Source organism: Kitasatospora sp. NPDC030952 (assembly GCF_055571335.1).
The window spans coordinates 39,466-60,344 of sequence record NZ_JBVIFM010000036.1; the positions used below are offsets into that span (position 1 = coordinate 39,466).

Sequence of the window (20,879 nt, forward strand, 5' to 3'; positions counted from 1 at the left end):
TCCTGAGGTTTTGTGATGGCACCCACTTTGACCAGGCAGCGGCGTGTGCCGGCCGGTGACGGGGCGAAGGGCGGGCAGTCCGGGCCGCTGCCCGTGGCAGACCCGGGTCCACGCCGGAGCCGGCGGCCCGCGGTCATCGCGCTGGGCGTGGCACTGACCGCCGTCGGCGGCCTCGCCGCCGCCTACTACAACATCAAGGTGGCCGACCGGGTCCAGGTGATCGCCGTGGCCCACCCGATCCCGGCGGGCAAGATCATCTCGTCTGACGACCTGAAAACGGCCTCCGTCATCGCGGACCCCGCGCTGCGCCCGGTGCCTCTTTCCCGCGCCCACGACATCCTTGGCAAGGCGGCGGCCTCCGACCTGCCGGCCGGCACGCTCGTCACGGACGACTCCGTGCGCGCCGGTCAGCCGCTGCGGGCGGGCAAGGACACCGTCGGCGTCCTCGCCAAGACCGGCCAGCTGCCCGCGCAGGCTCTGCAGCCGGGCGACGAGGTCCAGGTGGTCTCCACTCCCGGTCCCCAGGACGACAAGGCGGCGCCGGCCGCGCGGCCGTCCACAATCGGTGCGGTGGTCCTCCGGGTCGGTGAGCCGGACGCCAACGGCGCCCGTGTCGTCGACCTGGCCGTCGGGCCGGTGGACAGTCCCCTCGTCGCGTCCTGGGCGGCGACGGGGCGCATCGCCATCGTGCTGAAGGCGAGGTCCTGATGCTCACCGCGCTGATCTCCGCGAAAAGCTGCGGGGTCACCACCACCGCGCTGGCACTGGCACTCGCCAGCCCCAAACGCACCGTACTCGCGGAGTGCGATCCGTCCGGCGGCACGATCCGCACCGGCTACCTCCAAGGCCGCACGACCGCGGCGATCGGCCTGCACCGCCTGGCCACCGCTCAGCGCGACGGCACCCTCGCCGAGGTCTTCGAGCAGCACCTCGTGCCCCTCGACCAGGCCGGGCACCGGCTGCTGCTGCCCGGGCTGACCGACCCGACCCAGAGCCCGTCCCTGGCCGGCACCTGGGATCCGCTGCACCGCCTCCTGCGGGTGATGGAGGAGGACGGCTACGACGTCCTGGTGGACGCCGGCCGCGTCGTGGTCGAGTCGGCGACCGGCCTCAGCGACACCTACTCCCCCGCACCGTTGCTGCGCCGCGCGGACCTGCTCCTGCTCGCCGTCCGCGCCGACACCTCATCGGTGGCGGCGGCCGCCCCCGTGATCCGGGTGCTGCGCGAGGACCTCGACCGGCGGGGCACCGGCTCCGGATCGCTGCGGCTCGTGGTGATCGAGGACGGCCCGCTGAAGGCGGGCCAGATCGCCGCCGCGCTGGGCGTACCGGTGGTCGCCACCATGGCGCACGATCCCGCGACGGCCGCGGCGCTCGACTCCGGGGGCACCGTGCGCGGCCGCTTCGACCTCGCGCCGCTGATCCGCGGTGCCCGCAGCGCCCACGAGCAGCTCACCCTCGACGCCACCCGGCGCAGGGTCCAGCTGGCGCCACGCCCCGTCCAGGAGGCCGCGCGTGTCTGACGTCATCACCCCGTCCGTTCCCGCCGACGAGCCCGGCTCCCGAGCCGCGCGCTTCCGCGACGCGCTGCTGGCCGGGCACGAGGGCCAGGGCTGGCGGATCGCCGGCCCGCAAGCCCCTCAGCCCGCCCCCGCACCGGCCCCGGCCGTTCCCGCCGTGCGCACGGGGCCGGTCGTCGTCGACGGCCTCGTCGCCCCGCCGGTCCCGCATGCGGAGATCGCGCGCCTGCGCTCGCTGGTCGCCGAGCGACTGGCCACCGCCACCGCCGAGTCCCCCGGCATGTCCCGCGACGACCGGCTCCAGCTCGGCCAGTCCCTGGTGACCAGCGTCGTGAGCGTGTGGGCCACCGACTACGCCGCCACGGCGGGCGCGCTCACGCAGGAGGGCGAGCAGGCGGTCCGCAAGGCGGTCCTCCAGGAACTGTTCCAAGCCGGCCGCCTCCAGCCCCTGCTGGACGACCCGGACATCGAGAACATCCTGATCCGCGGCACCGGCGTCCGGGTCGACTACCGCGACCGGCCCTCCGTCGAAGTCGGGCCCGTCGCCGAGTCCGAGGCGGAGCTCATCGCCCTGGTCAACGGCGTCGTGCGCACCCAGGGGCAGGGCGAGCGCAGTCTCACCCCGGCGACGCCCCTCATCAACTCGCGGCTGGCCGACGGGTCCCGACTCGCGGCGACCGCCTGGGTCAGCGACCGGCCGCACGTCGTAATCCGCCGTCACCGCACCCGCTCGCAGCGGCTGGCCGACCTCAAGGCGTGGGGCACGCTCGACTCCACCCTGGTGGCGTTCCTGGCCGCCGCCGTCCGTGCCCGCAAGAACGTGGTCATCGCTGGCAGCCAGGGCGCCGGCAAGACCAGTCTCATGCGGGCCATGGCACTGGAAATCCCGCGCAGCGAACGGATCGCCACCCTGGAGGACTCCTTCGAGCTGTGGCTGCACGAAGACCCCGAGGCCTGCGAGGTCGTGGCCCTCGAAGCGCGCGAGGGCAACGGCGAGCGCGGGCCCGACGGCCGGCCGGTCGGCGAGGTCACCCTCAGCGAACTGTTCGAGCAGAGCCTGCGCATGTCGCTGCGCCGGGTCCTGGTCGGCGAGGTCCGTGGCGCCGAGGCCCTGCCGATGCTGCGCGCCTTCAACTCCTCCGACGGCGGGAGCATGGCGACCATCCACGCGAAATCCGCGGAGATGGTGATCGAGCGCCTCGTCGAGCTGGTGGAGGACGCCGGGCTCACCGACCGGTCCGCCTACCGCAAGATCGCCCTCAGCGTGGACTTCATCGTCTACGTGCGCCTCGTCGACGAGACCGCGATCGGCGGCAGCCGGCACCGCTTCGTCTCCCAGATCGTCGAGATCACGGGCGTCGGCGAGCGCGGGATGCCCTCCCGCCAGACGATCTTCGGCCCGCGCCAGGACCCGGGCGGCCACCGGGAACCGAGGGCCGTACCGCACATGCTTCCGCAGTGCATCGGCGACCTCGTGCGCGCCGGCTTCGACCCGACGCTCCTCCACCAACCGTGGGGCGCTTGGGAGCACCAGCTGAGGACGGTGACCGCGCTGTGACGCTCACACCCGAGGCTCTGGTCGCCGGGGTCGGCGGGTCGGTCGCCACGCTCGGGGTCGTCCTGACCGTGGTGGGCCTGGCCGGCACGACCGCCCCGCCCGTGGCACGGCCCGAGGGGGCGCTGCAACGGCGTCTGCGGGCAGGCGCCGCCGGGCTTCGCGGACGGGGCCGGCTGGTGCTCGGCGCCTCCGTGATCGCGGGACTCGCGGTGTGGCTGGTCTCCTCCTGGATGCTCGGCGGCCTGCTGACCGCCGCCGCGGTCATCGGCATGCCATGGATCCTGCAGCCGGGACGCGGCGCCACCGAGCAGATCAAGCGCCTGAAGGCCCTCGAGGAATGGGTCCGGCGGCTCAGCAACATCCACACGGCCGGCACCAGTCTGGAAGCCGCCGTCACCGCGAGTCTGCGAAGTACCCCGCCGAAACTGGTCCCCGAGATCTCGCGGCTGACGGCCCGACTCGGGGCCGGATGGCGGCCGCAGGACGCCTACCGGGCGCTCGCCGACGAACTGAACGACGCGACCGCCGACGCGGTCGCGGCGCTGATGATCGGTCATGTCGAAGACCGCGGCGCGGGCCTGGGCCGGGCGCTGGAGAAGCTGGCGGACCAGGTGGCCGGGGAGGTGCGGATGCGTGAAACGGTGGAAGCCGACCGGGCGAAGCCGCGGGCCAACGCACGCTGGGTCGCGCTGATCTGTCTGGGCGTCTTCGGGCTTTCCGTCGTCTCCGGCAAGTACGTCGAGCCCTACAGCACGGCCATCGGGCACATCTTCCTGCTCGGACTGACGGCGGCGTTCGTCTTGGTCCTGATCTGGATGCGCCGCATGTCCCTCGCCAAGCCCGCCCCCCGGATCCTCGCCCCCGCAGTCGATCGAGAAGGTGATGCGAAGTGATCGCCGACGCACCCGCCATCGCCGCGGGCGCCGTCACCGGTCTGGGCGTGGCCGTCACCATCGCCGGGGCGGTCCGGGCGCGCCCAGACCTGGGCGACGTGCTGCGCCGCATGGACGCGCGCCGCCTGGAACACCTCGACCCGAAGCCTGTGCGGGCGGCCGACTCCCCGCTGGAGCGTCTTGGCGGTCGTCTGCTCGGCCAGGTCGGTGAGGGCCCCTTCAGGCTGCCGCGCCGAGACCTGGAACTCCTGGGCCGCACCCCCGCACACCATCTCGGTCAGAAGATCGGGTTCGCCCTGATCGGCCTGCTGTTCCCGGCCCTGGTGCCGGCCGTCATCTCCCTGGCCGGCGGCAGTCTGCCGTTCACGGTTCCAGCCCTTGCGTCCCTCGCGCTCGCTCCCCTGCTGTGGATGGTCCCCGACCTGAATGTGAAGGAGGAGGCCGGCGAGGCCCGCCGCCAGTTCCGCACCGGCATCGCCTCCTACCTGGAACTGGTGTGCCTGGAGCGCGCAGCAGACGCCGGGCCGTCCGAAGCCCTGCACAAGGCGGCGGCGATCGGGGACGGCTGGGTCTTCATCCGGCTGCGGGACGCTCTCACCCGTTCCGAGCTGGGCGGCTTCTCGCCTTGGGAGGGCCTGCGTCAGCTCAGCGAGGAACTCGGCGTGCCCGAACTCGGGGCGCCCGCGGACATCATGGCCATCGCCGGCGAGGAAGGCGCGTCCGTTTACACCACCCTGGCCGCCCAGGCCGCGAGCCTGCGCGGCACCCTGCTCGCCGAGGAGCAGGCCCGCGCGAACATCGTCTCCGAAAAGATGATCGTTCCGGCGACGGCCCTCGTCCTGATCATGGGTCTCTACATCGCCTATCCCGCCATCACACAGATCATCGCCGCCTGACCGCGGCCCTCATCCCGCCCTCGAAAGGTTCTCCGCCATGCCCGAGCTTCCCGACCCGCTCGCCCAGGCCTTCCTCATCAAGATGCGCCACCAGTTCCACCGCCTGCGGGCCGTCCGCTCCGCGCGCGCCGCCCGGGGCAGCGACTACGGCGGCATGTCCATCGAGCTCGCCATCATCGTCGCCGGTCTCGTCCTGGGGGCCATCGGCTTCGTGGCGTACATGGCTATCAAGCTGAACGAGAAGAAGGACGCGATCAAGTAGTCCGCCGACCCGCCGGCCGACACCGGCTTCCCGCAGGAGTAGTCCATGTCCACACCACGCCCGGCCCCCCGGGCCCGCCGAAGGGCGCGACGTCGCGGGCCCGGCGGGGACCGCGGCGCGGTCAGCCTCGAAATCGCCATCGTCTTCCCGATCGTCATGCTGACGATCTTCACAGTCATCCAGGCCGGCCTCTGGTACCACGCCCGCAGCGTCGCCCTGTCCGCCGCGCAGCGCGGTGTCGAACGCGCCCGCATCCAGGGCGGAACCGTCGGCCAGGGCACAGCCGCCGCCCAGGACTTCCTCGCCCGGGCCGGCTCCTCCATCAACGACCGGTCCGTGACCGGCGACGACGGCCCGACCGTGCGCATCGAGGTGAGCGGGACCGTCAGCACCTGGATTCCCGGACTCAGCCTGCCGGTGCGCCAGCACGCCTCCGCCGCCCGCGAGCGGGTGACCGCCCCATGACGTTCCCCCACCGGCTGCCCGCGGCCGCCCGACGGCGCGGCGACCGGGGCAGCGCCAGCCTGGAGCTGGCCATCCTCGCGCCCGTGCTCTTCGGGATGCTGCTCATCATCGTGGCCGCCGGCCGCGTCCACCTCGCCCACAACGTCGTGGACGACGCCGCGCGCAACGCGGCACGGGCCGCCTCCCTGGAACGTGACGCCGTGTCCGCCCGCAGCGCGGCCGTTCGCGTCGCCCAGCAGACGTTCCAGGACCAGGGCCTCACCTGTACAGGCCTCACGGTCGCCGTTCCCACCGCCGGGTTCGCGGCCCCTCTCGGCACGCCCGCGGCCGTCACGGTGACCGTCCGCTGCACCGTCCCCCTGTCCGATGTCGCCTTCCCCGGCCTGCCGGGCAGCACCACCGCCAACGGCAGCTTCACATCGGCGATCGACGCCTACCGCGGGAGGCTCGGAGCATGACGCCCCGCACCCGTCCCTCGAAGCTCCGGCAGATCCTCCTTCGCCGCCCCGTCGGCGACCGCGGCAGCATCACCCTGTTCGTCGCGGTCGTGACCGTCGCCGTCATGCTGCTCATCGCCCTGGTGATCGACGGTGCGGGCAAGCTCCGCGCCCTCAACCACGCCGAATCGGCCGCGCAGGAGGCCGCCCGAACCGGAGCGCAGGCCGTCGACGCAGGCAAGGCCATCTCCGGTGCCGGCATCGGCATCGACCGCAACGCGGCGCAGCGCGCCGCCGTCGCCTACCTCCGCAGCGCCGGCGCCGACGGCACAGTGAGCTGGGGGGCGGACGGCTCGATCAACGTCTCCGTCACCGAGACGTACCACCCCTACTTCTGGCCCGGTGACATGACCGTCACCGGGCACGGCAGTGCCGCGCTGATCGTCCAGGGAGGTTGACTTCTATGCCCCGCCGACCCGCTTCCCGCCTCGTCGCCGCCCTTCGCGGCGTGGTCTCCCTCGCCGCCCTGGTCGCCTTGCTCGTCGCCCTGCCGGTCGTGCTGTGGCACGTCGGCGCGCTGCCCCACCAGGTGCCGGGCTGGGACGACGTCACCACCGCCTTGTCGAACCCGGACAACGGCAGTCTCTTCCTCGGTGCGCTCACCCTGCTGGGCTGGGCCGGCTGGCTGAGCTTCGCCGCCTCCACCCTGGTGGAGGTCTCCGCACTGGTGCGCCACCGGCGGGCACCGCGGGTTCGGGCGCTCGGAGCCACTCAGCGCCTGGCAGCCGCCCTGGTGGCCGGAGTGGCGATGCTCCTGCCCGCCGGTGCCGCGTTCGCCGCCCCGCAGACTGCCGCAGCCGCACCGGCTCCCGCGACCGCACCGGCCGTGGTCACTGCGAGCCCCGCCGCCGCCTCGCCGGTGACGGCCCCCGACACCCGGACCGGCCCCGTCCACCACGTCGTGGACGGGGACACCCTGTGGGACCTCGCCCAGCACTACCTCGGCGACGGCGCCCGCTGGCACGAGATCGCCGACCTCAACCCACAGGTCAACAAGGCCGACCTCCTCCAGCCCGACATGGTCCTGCGCCTGCCGGCTGACGCGAAGGCGCCGCACGCCGCGCCTTCGGCACCGGCGCAGAAGGACCACACGGAGGACCAGGGAGGCGGGCACACCGTCACGGTCCACGCGGGCGAGACGCTCTCCGGGATCGCCGAGCGGGAGCTCGGTGACGCGGACGCCTACCCGCAGCTGTTCGAGGCGAGCCGTACGACCCAGCAGCCCCGCGGCGTCCATCTGACCGACGCCGACGACCTCCAGCCCGGCGACGTCATCGTCATCCCCGGCCCCGCCAACGCCCCCGGCCGACAGCCCGCAACCGCCGGCCACGCCCCCACCGGCACCACGGCCACCAGCGCCTCCCCCACCGACGCCCTCACACCCAGTTTGCCGACCCACACCGTGGACACCTCGGAGAGCCTGTGGGACGTGGCGGTCCGCCACCTCGGCGACGGGCAGCGCTGGCTGGACATCACCGCCCTCAACCCCGCACTCGCCAACACCCCACCCGCCCAGCCCCTCCCGCACGGGACCATCCTCCGACTCCCCGCCGACGCCCACCCGGCACCGACCATCAACACGACGACACCCGCACCCTCCGCCGACCACCACGACGGCCCCCCGGCACCGACCACACCTCCTGCCGCTACCCGCGCCAACCCCGACGTCCCCTCGGCCGCCCCGACCACCACCACACCGGAACAGGCCACGACCACCCCGGGCGCCCCCCAGAACCTGCACCACCTCGCCCCCGCCGCCGCCCTCGCCGGGGCCGGGGCGCTGGCCGCCTCGTTCATCGGCGCCCTCGCGCTGCGCCGCCGCCTGCAGCAGCGCCGCCTTCGCCCCGGCCGCCACATCCCCCTGCCCACCGGGCGCGCCGCCGCCACCGAGCAGTCCCTTCGCGCCGCCCAGCGCCCGGGCGGCTTCGACCTGCTCGACCGGGCCCTGCGCACCCTCGCGCTGAACCTCACGGACCAGGGCCGAGACCTACCCTCCCTCGACGCGGTCGTCCTCACGGAGTCCCGCGTCGAACTCCACCTGGCCGACGACAACGCCGCCGGGATGCCGGTGGAGCCGTTCGCCGCCGCGGCCGAGCGCGTGTGGGCATGCCCGGCCACCAGCCCCGGCCTCGCCGACGACGAACGCCTCACCGCAGCCGACGCCCCCTACCCCGCGCTGGTGTCCATCGGCCGCGACGCCAGGGACCGGCTCGTCCTCGTCGACCTGGAGCACATCGGCGTCCTCCACCTGGCCGGCGACCAGGACCGCGCCCGCCACGTCCTGCAGGCCGTCGCCATCGAGCTCGCCACCACACCGCTGCCCGCGCACCTGGACGTCGAGGTCCTCGACGGGGCCGTCCCCGGCCTGGAGAACGCCGTCCCGGACCGCGTCCACCGCTTCACCGACCCCAAGCGGGCCGTCGAGAGCCTGATCGACCACATCGGCGGCCAGCGCCGCGCCCTGGCCGCCGTCGGTGTCGCCTCCCTCCAGGCGGCCCGGCTGAGCGACGCCTCCGATTCCTGGGCACCGAGGATCCTCCTGGCCACAGGCCTGCCAGAGGACGGAAACAGCGCGGCACTGCTCGCCGCCCTCGCCCAGCAGCCCCACGCCGCCGCCGCGGTCGTCACCGTCGGCACCCAGCCCACGCCGGACTCCGGCTGGACGCTCCGGTGCCCGACCGACGACACCGCGGTGGCCCTGCCCGGCTCCGGGCTCCCCGTCATCCTCCAGGGCCTGGCCGACGAGCACTTCGCCGACGCCGTCGAGGTCCTCGTCCTCGCAGCCGGCCCCGCCGACGCCGAGGCCCCCGCCTGGACCGCCACGCCCGGCACCGGCGAACAGCCGTCACCCACCCGGCCCGAGGAGCCCGGAGCCGCCGACGACGGCCTGCCCGCCGAGTACGCCGAGCTGGAGGAGGAACTCACCGACACCGAGGCCGAGGCGCAGTCCGGGCCCGTCGAGCCGTTCCGGGCCCCGGTGCCCCGCCCGCACGCACCCGCCCCAGCCCCTCCCCCAGCGCACGCCCCCGCCGCCTCTCCCGCCGGACCGACCCTGGCCGACGTCCTGGGCGACCAGGACGACCAGGACAGCGCGGTCCCGGCGCCCGCCGCCCGGCGCCCCCTGCCCGCCCCCATGCCCGAGCAGGCACCCGCCGGCCCGTCCGTCCTGCTCCTGGGCCCCATCGCCATCGAGGGCGCCGCCGGACAGGTCGACTCCAACCGCCGCCGCAGCGCCACCGAGCTCATCGCCTACCTCGCGCTGAACCCCGGCGTCGACCACCACGCGATCGACGCCGCCCTGTGGCCCGGACAGATCGTCAGCAAGCAGGTCCGCAACGCCGCCATCTCCCGTGCCCGCTCCTGGCTCGGCTCCGCCCCCGACGGCGCCCTCCACCTCCCGCGCGTGCAGGACACCGACGACAACCGCTACCGCCTCATCGGTGTCGACTGCGACTGGGAGCGCTTCCTCCGCCACTACCGCGACGGCCTCGCCGACCCCGGCGAGGACGGCGACCTCGCCCTGCGCCGCGCCCTCGCCCTCGTCCGCGGCCGCCCCTTCACCGGCATCGACCCCACCCGCTACTCCTGGGCCGAACCCGCCATCCAGACCATGGTCTCCACCATCACCCACGCCGCCCACGAGCTGTCCACCCGCCGCCTCGACGCCCACGACGCCCCCGGCGCCCTGTGGGCCGCCAAGCAGGGCCTCCTCGCCGGCGAGGAGAACGAGACCCTCCACCGCTGCCTCTTCCGCGCCCACCACGCCGCCGGCGACACCGACGCCCTCCGCGCCGCGGCCGCCACCCTGGCCCGGATCAACAGCCGACTCGGCGACCTCGACATGGAAGGCGAGACCGCCGCCCTCCTGCACGACCTGCTCCCCCGCCCCCTCACGCCCCGCTGACCACGAGGACCCGCCTTCGTACTTCACGACGGCGGGGCCGGGCACGTACTGGCCGGTGGCCGGGTCGAGAACTTGGGGGCCGGGTTCGCTGATCCTTACGGTCTCGTCGGACAGCAGTAGGCGTTCGACGGTCCCGATGATCCGGGTGGGCGCAGGCGTGCCGGTGCTGGGTTCGATGGTGGGGGTGGTCATGAGTCGAGCGTAGGAAGTGAGAACGACAGCCCTTCGCTCCTTCCGACCGCGCTGAGGTGGCCGTATGCCTATTGTGGCTGTTTCCCGGGCCGCCGATGGGTTGTGCTCATCCAGCCTGGTCGCCTCGGGGCTTCGCAGACCTCTGGCACACCACGCTTGCGAACTGGCCTTCACTGAGGGCAACTTGGGGCTCGCTACCAGTGGGATTGAGCTCGGCGTTGCCTATGCAGATCCGCAAGAGGCTCTCCGTCGTGCGGCGGCCCACCGTCCCCCGCGTCACCGTACGTCTCCGGCTCCGCAGGCCGGTAAGCGTGATCGGCGAGCAGATCGGGACTCACGGCCTTGTCGTGGTGGTTCCCGGGGCTACGGGAACTCCTCGAGCCATGGCGTCGAAGTCGAGGATCGGGTGGGTGAGGATGTTCTCGATCTCGCCGGTCAGCAGGTTGCCAAGGATGAACTCCTCTTCCGGGCCGGAGCCGAAGGTGGTGACCTGTCCGCTGGACTGGATCATCCAGTTGAGCAGTTCCCGGTCGGTGGTCTCGGCAAGGATGATGTCCCGGCCGGGGTGGCGCTGTCGGACGTCGTCTACGGCCGCACGGACCGCTTCGGTCTCGACGGCGAGTGTCCGGATCATGGCCGGCGAGGCCCGTCGCCCCCACCATTGGAAGACCACCCACTGGACGACCGAGGTGTGGGCGAGGACTTCGTCGGCGATGTCGGGGAGTTGGTGGAGGTTGCGGGCGTTGGCCACGGTGTGGACCCGGACCTTGCGGAAGGCTTCGCGGTCGCACAGGTCGAGGGAGTCCCGTAGCGCCTGGAGGAGCTGGCTGTCGGGGCTGCGGCGGAAAGCGCGCTGGACGTCGGCGGTGACGGCGTCCAGGGGCAGGCGCAGTGAGGCCAGGGAGCGGAGCCGGGCGAGCTTGTCGGCGGTGAGGGTGTAGCCGGTGGTGTCGAGCGCGACGTTGATGCCGCTGGCGGTGGCGTGGTCGATGACGCTGTAGATGGGCGGCCACAGCAGGGGGTGTCGCCGCCGGACGGGTCGACGGCGACGACCACCCGGGCCAGGTCGATGCCGGAGAACTCGACGGCGGTGATCCGGGTTGTGTCGATCCAGGCACGCCGCCACACCCCGCCCTCGACAGGGCGGGGCTTCTGCATGAACAGGCTCCACCACACCCGCTCGCCGACGGCGCGCCGGATACCGGCCAGCGCCTTGCGCCCGTACCGGGCTGGCCACAGGGGCTGGCCGATCTTGCGGCCGAGCACGTCGTCTTCGCTGTCCGCGATGGCGGGCAGGTCGATGATCGTCCAGTCGGATGCGGTCTCCCCCGCGAGGATGCGTCCGGCGAGATCGTCTTCATGCCAGCGGGTCTGGATGACGATCACCGACCCGCCCGGCTCGACACGGGTCAGCAGGACCGACGTCCACCACTCCCACAATCGCCTTCGCATCGTGGGCGATTGGGCGTCCGCGTCGTCCTTGATCGGGTCGTTGTCCGCGTACTCGTTGAAGTGCCCAGCCAAGTACAGATGAACGTGCTCAGTGAGATGGCCGCCAGGTGCCGCCAGTCGTGAGGATCCCCAGGGCATGACGGATGACAGCTCGATGCGGGTTCCGGTCAGCTCTCCTGTTGTTGGGCCGCTGTCTCCGGCCGGTGCCATTCGTTTTCCGGGGGCACTCCGTTTGGCCAGGCCAAGCGCAACTCGCCGTCAATCGCGGCAAGCAGCCACTGGGCCAAGGTGACACCCTGGGGCCAGCAATCGCCGTCTGCGTTGGACCACATCGCGCCATCCGGATCGCGGAAATCGATCATCGACCACATCGTGCAGCCCCAGTCGTAGAGCGGCACCACTCCGGCAGGCACTCCGCCGGTGGGGTCCGGTCCGTGCTCATAGGCTTCTGCGATGTGCTCGTGCCACTGCCCCACGTCGACTGGCAGGACCCCGTCGGCGGGGCCGAAGCCGCCGTTGGACACCTCTGTTTAGAGCCGCCGCAGGAGCGTGGGGAAGGCGAACCCGATGACGTGTTCCGCCTTGGCAACGGCCCCTGGCGGGGCGGGCGGGGGCACCTGCCGTTTCCGGGCAATCTTCCGGCAAGCCTCAATGATCTCGTCATCGGTCACCGGTTGATCGTAGAAGCCGGCTCGGACAGCTGAGGTCGTCACTCCGGGAGGAGGCTCTCGGGCGGTCAGGCTGCCTCGCTGTCGCGCTCGATGGCGGCGAGGCGGTTCTTCAACCGGTAGCTGGGCCGTTGATGGAGATCACGTCGCAGTGGTGGAGGAGCCGGTCGAGGATGGCGGTGGCGAGGACCTCGTCGCCGAACACCTGTCCCCACTCGCTGAAGGTCTTGTTCGAGGTCAGGATGATCGAGCCCTTCTCGTAGCGCTTGGAGATCACCTGGAAGACCAGGTTCGCCTCAGCGCGTTCGAGAGGCTGGTAGCCGACCTCATCGACCACGAGGACGGCCGGTCGCAGGTAGGTGCGGAGTTTGCTGGTCAGCCGTCCCGCGGCCTCGGCGGCCTTGAGGTGTCTGACCATGTCGTCGAGGCTGGTGAAGTAGATCGAGAAGCCCGCCCGGCAGGCCGCGACCGCCAGGGCGACGGCGAGGTGGGTCTTTCCGACCCCAGGCGGTCCCAGCAGGGCGGCGTTGGCCTTCGCCTCGACGAAGGAGAGGGTGGCAAGGTCCTTGTCCTTGCGCGGGTCGAGCTCGGGCTGGAAGGAGAAGTCGTAGTCCTCCAGGGTCTTGTGGTGCGGCAGCTTCGACAGCCGCAGGTTCTGGCGGAAGCGGCGGTCGTCGCGGACGGCGAGTTCCTCGGCCAGGACCAGGTCGAGGAAGTCGAGGCAGCCCATCTTGGCCTCGTCGGCCCGCTGGGCGTACTGATTGAGGCTCTCGGCGAGGTGGGGCAGGCCGAGTTTGGCCGCCATGGTGCGGATGCGGGCGCTGACCAGTTGACTCAACTCGACTCCCTCGTCGTGGGGTTGGTGGTGAACGGGCGGGTGCCGGTCAGCTCGTCATAGACCGACAGGGGCCTGCGGCCGACCACAACGTGGGTGGCGGCCCGGCTCAGCAGAGCGTGGAGAGGGCCGGCCTCCTCGTTCGGGGACCGTCCGTGCCGGGGCCGGGGCAGGACATCCCCGGTGGTGACACTGCGGGTGTCGCCCTTCGGCAGGCCCTCCCAGTGGCGCTCGTCAATGATGCGGGCGCCCCGGCCCACCGCCCGTGAGTGGACGGCCAGTAACGTGCTGCCGTTCGCGTCGGGAACCGTGGAATGCACGATGATCTGGGACTTCGTGGCCCGGATCTCGACCAGCTGGCGGGGGCGGACCTTGCGGGCCGGAACCGAGTAGAGGTTGGCGTCGAAGGCCACCAAACAGTCCTTGCCGACGTGCCGCAGGTGTCGCTGAGTGACGACGTAGGGCGTTCTCGGCAGCGGTCGCAGGGCCATGTGGTCGCGGACGGCCCGGTGGCCGATGACCTCGCCGTGGGTGCCGTGGACGCGGGCCCGCCGCAGTGGCACCCAGGCCGTGAACGCGGCGTCGAGCTCCTCGACCGAAGCGAAAGCCCGGCCGGCCAGGACGTGGTCGCGGACGATGGAAACCTGCCGCTCGACCCTGCCCTTGCCGGTGGGGCGATAGGCGGCCAGCACGTCGATGTCGAAGTCGTAGTGTCCGGCGAACGCCACCGCCTCGGGGTGCAGTGGAACCGCCTCGCCCGGGGCGACATGCCGGCGGACCACGGTCTTGGTGCGGTCGTAGACGATCGTCATCGGCACCCCGCCGAAGTGTGCGAACGCCTGACGGTGGCAGTCGAAGAACGTCGCCAGGTCCTGGCTGGTGGTGAAGCAGCAGAACGGATCGCGGGAGTAGGACAGGACCATGTGGAAGGAGTAGACCTTCGGAATTCCAAGGTGGGCGAGGATCCCGCCCTCATCGCCCCAGTCAACCTGGGCCTGGGCACCGGGAACGACCTCGAACCTGCGGTGCAGCCCGGCCAGTTCACCAGGGGCAATCCCCAGCTCCTCAGCGATACGAGGCCGCGCTTCCTGAAGGTAGAGCTTCACCCGCTGGTAGTTGCCAGTGAACCCGTACTCGGCGACCAACCGCTCGTGGATCACCGCACCCTTGATCAGGATCTCGGAGTGCAGCATCGCATCGATCAGCGGCGCGACCTCGTCCACCACCCGCTTGCGGGCCTGCCCGCCCGGCGCCCGGCGAGGCGGTGAGAGGGGAGCCTGCGCAGCCAGGTACTTGCGAACCGTACGGCGGTTGAGCCCGGCCTCCTTCGCGATCTCCGACAGACTCATCACACCGGACTCATGCAGCCCACGGAAGCGTCGAAGTTCCAGCCAACGATGCGGATCCAAGACCACTTCAGCTGCCCTCCGTCCACGAACCGGACAGCAGCAGAGTGCCGGGCACCAGCCCTCAACACCTCAAGAACTGGGCACGTTCACTCGTACGTGGCTGAGCACATCCATGCGTACGCCGACAGTCGTCGACGATCGCCAGATGCGCCCCTTTGCCGGTGAGGCCTCCACCGACGCCGGCCGCGATCAGCCCATCTTCCCGGCCGGCGATGTCGAACCTGTTCGCCGCCTTGGAACCGGGGTGCAGCGTGATGCCGAGCTGGTCGCCCCACGTGGTGATCGCGTCCCTGATCCACCTGCCGTGATCGTCGGCCAGATTCGCCGAGTAGGACGCGATCATTACCCGGTGGTCCGGCCGCTGGAGCAGGTACCACAGCGGCGCCCACCGCGCGGCCCGCCTGCTCTTACCGTGCCGCGGCGGCATCGTCAGCAGCAGGCGAATCGTTTCTCCTGCGGCGATGCGCCGGAACGCGTCGTCGATCAGGTCCAGGTGCGCGGCCTGCATCTCCCGGCCCTCGGTGAGGACCGCGGCGAGCGAACCCGGCGAGTGCCGCAGCGCAAGATCTCGCTCCACCGCCGCGAGCCGGGTGCGCAGCGCCGGAGACGCCTGCTTGGCGATGGCCCGGCGGCGCTCGGCGGGGAGGCTGCGGTACTGCTCGACCAGGCCGTCGGCCCCGGTCACTCCTCGCCCCGGGCGACGGCCGGGGCCGTCAGGGCGATCAGCGCGGCCAGCTCATCGCCGGTGGTGTCCGCCGCGACCTCGATCGGACCACCGTCGTGCCCGGTGAGCTCTGTGCGCACCGGTCGACTCACACCGAAGAGCCGGTCCCGGCGCTCCATGATCCGCAGCGCGCGGTCGATCGCCGGAAGCTCGCCGTCGCGCACCGCCCGCCGGTAGGCAACCAGGAACAGCCGGTCGAGGCGGGCGTCCTCCAGCGCATGCAGCGCCTCGACATCAGCCTGCGAGGCGGCGAGCCGATGATCGAGCGCCTGGGTCACATCCCGGTTCACCGAGCGCACCAGGGTCTCGTCGTCCGGGCCGGGGCGACCCTTGGAGTACAGCTCGTAGCCGTACCCGAACGGGTAGGCGATTCGGTCCGAGTTCAGCGCCGGGTCCGCGGCGAGCTTCCGGCCGACGGTCAGGGGGTCGGCGCCGGCAAGGCGCAGCTCGACGGCGTCAGCCCGCCGCTGGGCGATCGCGGCGCGCTGGGCCCGGGTGGGGCGGGGCATGGGCGCAGGTCCTCCGTGGTGCGCCCCCGCGCCACCACCCATGATCCCACCACAGGGCGGCCGCGGTCGGTCGTGTGCCGACTGTTAGCCACGGCGAGGCCGCGAGCAGCCAAGCCACTAACTTGCGGCGAGGCCCCGGCGGCGGGCCCTCCAAAGCCACGCTCCCTGTTCACCACCCCGTGCCACTGCCGTCCGCGCGCGGTCCCCGCGGCGCCAGCATGAAGACCGGCACCGTGGAGGCCGCGGAGATCGGCTCCCCGCCTTCGAGCCCGCGCGGCGCGCTCGATATCCTGGACCCGGTGCCTGCCGGTACCGCGAGACGCACATCTTGAGGGCCATCACCGGCAGGCACCTACTGGACCGCAGTGCAGCGAGCTGGGTACCGGCCCTCCACATCCAGGTCGTTCACGACCGTGATGGTCGGTCGTCCCGGCGGTTCTGCCGAGGCGTCGACGCACCGGCCAACCTCTGCCAGCGCGGACTCGCTTTCCTCACGGCTTCACCTCCCTTGCGCACGGGCCAGACCACCAGAGCCGCCGTGACGAGCTCCTGCCGCTCCCCTGCCTTTCCATCGCCTCAGCGGTGATATCACCACAGTTTTTTGCTCACCCGTTTGGCGGGTCCGGCGTTCGAATTCCAGTGGCTACGCTTCATTCTCTCGCCCAGGAAATTTCCTGTGGGAAATTTCCTGACGTACTCACCTGCACCGCTGGGCTCCGGTCGTATTTTCTCGGAACCTGGCTAATCGAACATGAGAGGGGATGGTCGCAATGGCGGACTACTGGAACGGCATGCCGGCCGGTTCGATCGACGCGGTCTGGATCAAGAGCAGCGCAAGCAATGCGAACGGCCAGTGCGTAGAGCTGGCGCTCACCGAGGACGGGGAGGTCGCTGTTCGGAACTCACGCGATGCGCGGGGGCCCGCCCTGCTGTTCACGCGCGGCGAGTGGAGGGCGCTACTGGCAGGCGCGAAGGGCGGGGAGTTTGATCACCTGATTACCGCCTAGTATTCAGGAGAAAAAGCCATCGACAAGCACGTGGGCCCCGGTTTATGAGACGATGGGCACGTTTACTTTCCGGTCTCTCTTAACACTGGGGCCCGCGTGTCCGTTTTTGACGCTTCTGATGCATTCAAGCGGTATGTTCCGGCTGACCGTCCGGAGGCCGACCCGGGGCAGAACTCCACCGTAGCGGCCGTGCTGGCCAGTGCCACATTCCGCTCGCTACGGCTGAGCCGAGGTCTGCAGCAGAACCACGTCGCCGCCGGCACCAAGATGTCAGCTTCGAAGCTCTGCAAACTCGAACGCCGAACCGCCCTGCCGCAGCCACAGGACGCGGAGATCCTCGCCGACTTCTACGAACTGCTTCCCGCCGAGAGGGCGTGGCTCGTGCTACTCGCCAAGCAAGCCCACCAGCCGCCGGCCTGGCAGAGGGCAGGCCTCGTCGTGCGGCCCTTCATGGAACAGCTGGTCGGGCTGGAGCCCGCGGCCGACAGGCTGTGGACGTTCGAGCCGATGTTCATCTCCGGACTCCTGCAGACTGAGGCCTACATGAGGGCCGTCATGTCCAGCAGCCACCCCCCGCTCGACGCCGACGAGATCGAACGGAGGGTCAAGCTGCGCCTCTACCGGCAAGAGAAGCTCTTCTTCAACCTCCCCGAGTGCATCTTCCTCTTCGACGAGAGCATGCTGCTCCGCCGGATCGGCAGTCGCCAGACGATGGTCGGGCAACTGGACCGTCTCATCTCCGCCGCCGAGGACCCCCGGCTCCAGATCCGAGTCCTCCCGCTGGACGGCAAGCAGATCGTGACTGACCTGACTTCCATGACGCGGCTCGAGTTCGGAAAAGAAGCGACGGGACTCCCCTCCATGATCTATCTGGAGGTCGGCGACAGCAGCAAGTACTTCATCAAGGGCGCCGAGCCGGAGGAGAAGGGCACGCCATCGTTCGAACGCTACAGCACCACTATGACGCTGCTACTGGGGGAAACCGCGGGCCGCGACGAGAGCCTGGAGATGATGAAGAGGGCCCGGCAGCGGTTTGTCCGCTGACGGGCCCCGCCCTCATCTGATTCGGGCCACCCCTCCGAACTCCGTCCACTCATGCGTCAGTTGGGGTCGACGCTGACGGAGTTCGTTATCTGGCCGCCAGTGGGTCACGTCCACCAGGTACGGTTCGAGGACGGTCAGACCGTCGAAGTACCGCCGCACGTCACGCTTCTCCCGGACTCGACCCCAGTGGTCGTCGGTGCTCTGCTTCATCAGCTTGGTGACTTCGTCCCGGAGCATCTTGTCGTCGCTCACAAGCTGGCAGATGACCATGTAGCTGCCGGGGGCCAGCTGGTCCCGCATGCGCCGGATCATCTCCTCGGGCTTCTCGCTGTCCTTCAAGCAGTGGATCACCGAGACGTAGAGGGCGGCGACAGGCTGACTGAAGTCGATGAAGCCGCCACGGGAGGCCTGTTCGATGATCCGTTCGGTGTCGGTCATGCTGGCCTCGATGAAGCGCGTGCCACTGTTGACATCCAGCGAGGTGCGCCCGTGTGCGATGACGATCGGGTCGATGTCTATGTAGGCGACCCGGGCGTCCTGCGGGTGGATGTCCTGCGCGGTCTGGTGCACGTTGGGCCTGGTCGGCAGGCCGGACCCGTGGTCGATGAACTGAGTGATTCCGCATTCGTCGGCAAGGAATCGGACGACGCGTTCCAGAAACCACCTGTTGTTCAAGGCCAGTTCGCGGCTACTGGGAGCGATCTTCAGGAGGTCCTGGCAGGCCTTTCGGTCCGCCTCGAAGTTCAGCTCTCCGCCCAGTAGCCAGTCGTACATGCGTGCTGCACTCGGGATCGAGGTGTTGATGGCATGTGCATGCCTATCCTCAGTACCCACGGCGCCCCTTCCGTGGTCGGACAACCCAGGGGGTGCCCTGGGGAGTTGGGGCCCAATCGTAGGCAGGTGCACACGGCTACGCCATGCGGCCAACCGGGTGATCGAAGCATCCGGTAGCGCGCCATGGCGAGCAGGGGGCGGATCCGCGCAGGTCGCGCGCCACCCCATTCTCGCGAGCGCGTTCCGATGCTCCGTTAATTCCGATCTCGCGCATCGGGACTGCGTCTCATGTCCGGGCAAGCATGCGAAGTGCCGCGCGCAGCTCGACCTCGACGACGCCCTCGCTGACCCCCATAAGGTGGGCGGTGTCCGGCAGTTCGAACCCCAGCCGGTAGCGCAGAAGGACCACATCGGCGGCGGGTGCGGGCAGCACGGTGTGCAGCCAGTCGCCGGTACGCCGGCCCGGCATGCTGCGGCGCCCAACCGCCTCGCGCAGCAGAGACCAGCACTCGGCCGTCGGCTCGGGGCTGGCAAGTAGTGACTCCCAGTCGGCCTCGACATAGCCAAGAGTCCACGCCACCGCTTCCGCGCCAAGTTCGGCGTCCTCCAGGCGAGCCCGCGCGTACCTGCTGTATCTCCTCCCGTACAGCTGCACGAAGCCCTCAAAGCCGCTGCGCGCCCGGGAGCTTCGCGGCCGGCCTCCGGGCGCCAGCAGGCACCCCGACGATCTGGTCCATGGATACGTCCGCATGCCTCCGCCTTGCCGCTCCTCACTGCCCCCGTCCGCGAAAGCGAGGCGGCCCTCCTCGCCAGAGAAGGACCGCCCCTCGGAAATCAGACCACCCTCACCCGCCGGACCCGGACCACCACCTCGCCGGTGCACCGCAGCAGGCACAGGAGCAGGGCGACCCGGGAGGCAGCGACCGGGCCGTCACCCAGAACAACCCAGGCGAGGAGCGGAACTGCGAGCACGCCGCTTAAACGCGCGACGACGTCGATTACCCCGATCGAGCGCAGGCCGCAGCCGGGAGGGAAATTGCTGGTAGCTTGAGAGGAATCGGAGTACGGCAGAATACGCTGCCGCCCTCCGCGGAATCGTTCGAGCATGCCTGATCTCGTCATTCTTGATCGGTTTCGCTTGGAGCCCGGGCGCGGTGGGGCAACCGCGCCCGGGGCCATGCCGGTTGACCGGCATGCCCATCAACCTACCGGCGCATCCGGGCCTCAGAGCAGTTGAGCCCCAACCGCGCAATTTCCGATTATCCGGGCCAGTGACTGGATCCCAAAACCACCAGCCGTGCGCCACAAACAGTCCAAGGCCGACGTTTCTCGATCACACCCCACACCTTTAAGTGCATACGGATCTACATGTTCCGATTGTGTTCCCGAAGAGAACAACGGCTACGTCTGCTCAGCAGCCGAGGAGCCCTCCGATCAGTTCACCGAGAAGGCGCGCGGCAACGCACGCCACACCCAGTCGGCGTGACCTGCCCTCCGCTCTGCCGACTCGCCTGCTCACCGGCGGACGCACCCGGATGCGGCCGGTCCGGCGCCCCGCCCTACCGTGTCCCGCGTTGCTCACATTGACCAGCCTTCCATGGGGCCGCCGTCGGCGGCCGGTGGCTGGACTCTGCCCGATCGCCCACAAGCTGTGGACGCGATCCCGGTTGCCTGTGGATAACTCGGAGCAATGCTCGGAACCTGTGGATCGGTGTCGGGAGGAACGCTGAGGGCGTACCTTCCCGATGATCCCTTGAAGGTCTCCGAGTAGGCCCGCGTTCCTCGTCGGTCACCACCGGCACGAGCACCCGGTAGTCGGCGAGGTAGCCGTGCTCGATGCCCTGGCCCAGGGTCCAGGTGAACACGGTGGGGCCGTAGATCGTCTCGTCGTCCATGGAACACAGCGCGGGCAACTGCTCCGCGCCCGCCGCGTCGGCGAGGCCGCCGAAGTCGGCCAGGCCGTCCTTCGCCCGCCGGTCGTCCGCGATCCTCGGCGTGGCGGTGAAGTACAGCCGACGCTTCGCCGGGACCTGGGCGTCGTCGTGGACGGCCGCCCACGCCTTGCCCTCCGAACCGGCCGTACGGTGCGCCTCGTCGACCACCACCAGGTCCCACCCCGGGAGGCCGAAGTCGCGGTGGGCCTGGACGACCCGCTCCAGCGACGCGTAGGTCGCGTACACGGTCACCGGCTCACCCGGCCGCGCGGCGGCGACCAGGTCAGCGATCCGCGGAGCCTGCGTCGACACCTGCGCCCGGATGCCGGCCTGGGG

21 protein-coding genes and 1 pseudogene are annotated in these 20,879 nt (G+C 70.8%); 12 read left to right on the forward strand and 10 right to left on the reverse strand.

Annotated features, from left to right (window positions below; genetic code table 11):
• The first annotated feature begins 147 nt into the window (after positions 1–147).
• Genes ACZ47G_RS37240 through ACZ47G_RS37285 form a run of 10 tightly spaced genes read left to right on the forward strand, consistent with a single transcriptional unit; the run spans position 148 to position 9,995 of the window.
• On the forward strand, positions 148–708 hold the full coding sequence (locus tag ACZ47G_RS37240; RefSeq protein ID WP_465750556.1) for an SAF domain-containing protein: 561 nt from the start codon (positions 148–150) through the stop codon (positions 706–708).
• Entirely contained in the window at positions 708–1,523 is an 816-nt protein-coding gene (locus ACZ47G_RS37245; protein WP_465750558.1) for a hypothetical protein, read from the forward strand. Before ACZ47G_RS37240 ends, ACZ47G_RS37245 begins: the two co-directional genes overlap by 1 nt.
• A complete protein-coding gene (locus tag ACZ47G_RS37250; RefSeq protein WP_465750560.1) occupies positions 1,516–3,078 on the forward strand; it encodes a CpaF family protein in 1,563 nt (520 codons plus the stop codon). Before ACZ47G_RS37245 ends, ACZ47G_RS37250 begins: the two co-directional genes overlap by 8 nt.
• On the forward strand, positions 3,075–3,971 hold the full coding sequence (locus ACZ47G_RS37255; RefSeq protein WP_465750562.1) for a type II secretion system F family protein: 897 nt from the start codon (positions 3,075–3,077) through the stop codon (positions 3,969–3,971). Before ACZ47G_RS37250 ends, ACZ47G_RS37255 begins: the two co-directional genes overlap by 4 nt.
• The gene (locus ACZ47G_RS37260) at positions 3,968–4,867 is read left to right on the forward strand and encodes a type II secretion system F family protein (RefSeq protein ID WP_465750564.1); all 900 of its coding nucleotides are present in this window, start codon (positions 3,968–3,970) and stop codon (positions 4,865–4,867) included. The genes ACZ47G_RS37255 and ACZ47G_RS37260 overlap by 4 nt, the downstream gene beginning before the upstream one ends.
• Positions 4,868–4,904: 37 nt before the next feature.
• On the forward strand, positions 4,905–5,129 hold the full coding sequence (locus ACZ47G_RS37265) for a hypothetical protein (protein WP_465750566.1): 225 nt from the start codon (positions 4,905–4,907) through the stop codon (positions 5,127–5,129).
• A 45-nt stretch (positions 5,130–5,174) separates the two neighbouring features.
• Positions 5,175–5,594 carry a TadE family protein gene (locus tag ACZ47G_RS37270; RefSeq protein ID WP_465750568.1) on the forward strand — a complete coding sequence of 140 codons (420 nt, stop codon included), beginning with the start codon at positions 5,175–5,177 and terminating at the stop codon, positions 5,592–5,594.
• The gene (locus ACZ47G_RS37275; RefSeq protein WP_465750570.1) at positions 5,591–6,052 is read left to right on the forward strand and encodes a TadE/TadG family type IV pilus assembly protein; all 462 of its coding nucleotides are present in this window, start codon (positions 5,591–5,593) and stop codon (positions 6,050–6,052) included. Before ACZ47G_RS37270 ends, ACZ47G_RS37275 begins: the two co-directional genes overlap by 4 nt.
• Positions 6,049–6,489, forward strand: a complete 441-nt coding sequence (locus ACZ47G_RS37280) for a TadE/TadG family type IV pilus assembly protein (RefSeq protein ID WP_465750572.1) — start codon at positions 6,049–6,051, stop codon at positions 6,487–6,489. Before ACZ47G_RS37275 ends, ACZ47G_RS37280 begins: the two co-directional genes overlap by 4 nt.
• Before the next feature lie 5 nt (positions 6,490–6,494).
• Entirely contained in the window at positions 6,495–9,995 is a 3,501-nt protein-coding gene (locus ACZ47G_RS37285; RefSeq protein ID WP_465750574.1) for a LysM peptidoglycan-binding domain-containing protein, read from the forward strand.
• A gap of 526 nt (positions 9,996–10,521) precedes the next feature.
• Here ACZ47G_RS37285 and ACZ47G_RS37290 read toward each other — a convergent pair.
• From ACZ47G_RS37290 to ACZ47G_RS37315, 6 genes and pseudogenes are all read right to left on the reverse strand, one after another.
• Positions 10,522–11,313 (reverse strand): hypothetical protein, encoded by a 792-nt coding sequence (locus ACZ47G_RS37290; protein ID WP_465750576.1) that lies wholly within the window; start codon positions 11,311–11,313, stop codon positions 10,522–10,524.
• A 493-nt stretch (positions 11,314–11,806) separates the two neighbouring features.
• Positions 11,807–12,163 (reverse strand): hypothetical protein, encoded by a 357-nt coding sequence (locus tag ACZ47G_RS37295; protein ID WP_465750578.1) that lies wholly within the window; start codon positions 12,161–12,163, stop codon positions 11,807–11,809.
• A 212-nt stretch (positions 12,164–12,375) separates the two neighbouring features.
• Positions 12,376–13,145, reverse strand: a pseudogene (gene istB, locus ACZ47G_RS37300) (IS21-like element helper ATPase IstB).
• Complete coding sequence (gene istA / locus ACZ47G_RS37305) at positions 13,142–14,491, reverse strand: IS21 family transposase (RefSeq protein ID WP_465750580.1); 1,350 nt, start codon at positions 14,489–14,491, stop codon at positions 13,142–13,144. The pseudogene istB and the gene istA overlap by 4 nt, the downstream one beginning before the upstream one ends.
• A 121-nt stretch (positions 14,492–14,612) precedes the next feature.
• Positions 14,613–15,236 carry a terminase large subunit domain-containing protein gene (locus ACZ47G_RS37310; RefSeq protein WP_465750582.1) on the reverse strand — a complete coding sequence of 208 codons (624 nt, stop codon included), beginning with the start codon at positions 15,234–15,236 and terminating at the stop codon, positions 14,613–14,615.
• On the reverse strand, positions 15,233–15,784 hold the full coding sequence (locus ACZ47G_RS37315; RefSeq protein WP_465750584.1) for a hypothetical protein: 552 nt from the start codon (positions 15,782–15,784) through the stop codon (positions 15,233–15,235). The genes ACZ47G_RS37310 and ACZ47G_RS37315 overlap by 4 nt, the downstream gene beginning before the upstream one ends.
• Positions 15,785–16,554: 770 nt before the next feature.
• On the opposite strand from ACZ47G_RS37315, the gene ACZ47G_RS37320 reads away from it, so the two are divergent.
• Positions 16,555–16,791 (forward strand): DUF397 domain-containing protein, encoded by a 237-nt coding sequence (locus tag ACZ47G_RS37320; RefSeq protein WP_465750586.1) that lies wholly within the window; start codon positions 16,555–16,557, stop codon positions 16,789–16,791.
• Positions 16,792–16,980: 189 nt separating this feature from the next.
• The gene (locus tag ACZ47G_RS37325) at positions 16,981–17,835 is read left to right on the forward strand and encodes a helix-turn-helix domain-containing protein (protein WP_465750588.1); all 855 of its coding nucleotides are present in this window, start codon (positions 16,981–16,983) and stop codon (positions 17,833–17,835) included.
• Positions 17,836–17,847: 12 nt separating this feature from the next.
• Here ACZ47G_RS37325 and ACZ47G_RS37330 read toward each other — a convergent pair whose 3' ends face one another.
• The 4 genes from ACZ47G_RS37330 to ACZ47G_RS37345 all read right to left on the reverse strand — a co-directional run bounded on the left by ACZ47G_RS37330 (position 17,848) and on the right by ACZ47G_RS37345 (position 20,795).
• Positions 17,848–18,669 (reverse strand): SAM-dependent methyltransferase, encoded by an 822-nt coding sequence (locus tag ACZ47G_RS37330; RefSeq protein WP_465750590.1) that lies wholly within the window; start codon positions 18,667–18,669, stop codon positions 17,848–17,850.
• 226 nt (positions 18,670–18,895) lie between these two features.
• Complete coding sequence (locus ACZ47G_RS37335; protein WP_465750592.1) at positions 18,896–19,264, reverse strand: sigma factor-like helix-turn-helix DNA-binding protein; 369 nt, start codon at positions 19,262–19,264, stop codon at positions 18,896–18,898.
• Positions 19,265–19,443: 179 nt separating this feature from the next.
• Complete coding sequence (locus tag ACZ47G_RS37340) at positions 19,444–19,716, reverse strand: hypothetical protein (protein ID WP_465750594.1); 273 nt, start codon at positions 19,714–19,716, stop codon at positions 19,444–19,446.
• A 452-nt stretch (positions 19,717–20,168) separates the two neighbouring features.
• Complete coding sequence (locus tag ACZ47G_RS37345) at positions 20,169–20,795, reverse strand: DEAD/DEAH box helicase family protein (protein ID WP_465750596.1); 627 nt, start codon at positions 20,793–20,795, stop codon at positions 20,169–20,171.
• Positions 20,796–20,879: the final 84 nt, after the last annotated feature.

Bases quoted from the DNA above. Each gene is read 5' to 3' on its own strand.
- ACZ47G_RS37320 (WP_465750586.1), top strand. From the start codon at position 16,555: ATGGCGGACTACTGGAACGGCATGCCGGCCGGTTCGATCGACGCGGTC.
- ACZ47G_RS37275 (WP_465750570.1), top strand. From the start codon at position 5,591: ATGACGTTCCCCCACCGGCTGCCCGCGGCCGCCCGACGGCGCGGCGAC.
- istA (WP_465750580.1), bottom strand. From the start codon at position 14,491: ATGAGTCTGTCGGAGATCGCGAAGGAGGCCGGGCTCAACCGCCGTACG.
- ACZ47G_RS37285 (WP_465750574.1), top strand. From the start codon at position 6,495: ATGCCCCGCCGACCCGCTTCCCGCCTCGTCGCCGCCCTTCGCGGCGTG.
- ACZ47G_RS37280 (WP_465750572.1), top strand. From the start codon at position 6,049: ATGACGCCCCGCACCCGTCCCTCGAAGCTCCGGCAGATCCTCCTTCGC.
- ACZ47G_RS37270 (WP_465750568.1), top strand. From the start codon at position 5,175: ATGTCCACACCACGCCCGGCCCCCCGGGCCCGCCGAAGGGCGCGACGT.
- ACZ47G_RS37340 (WP_465750594.1), bottom strand. From the start codon at position 19,716: ATGCTCGAACGATTCCGCGGAGGGCGGCAGCGTATTCTGCCGTACTCC.
- ACZ47G_RS37265 (WP_465750566.1), top strand. From the start codon at position 4,905: ATGCCCGAGCTTCCCGACCCGCTCGCCCAGGCCTTCCTCATCAAGATG.
- ACZ47G_RS37315 (WP_465750584.1), bottom strand. From the start codon at position 15,784: ATGCCCCGCCCCACCCGGGCCCAGCGCGCCGCGATCGCCCAGCGGCGG.
- ACZ47G_RS37245 (WP_465750558.1), top strand. From the start codon at position 708: ATGCTCACCGCGCTGATCTCCGCGAAAAGCTGCGGGGTCACCACCACC.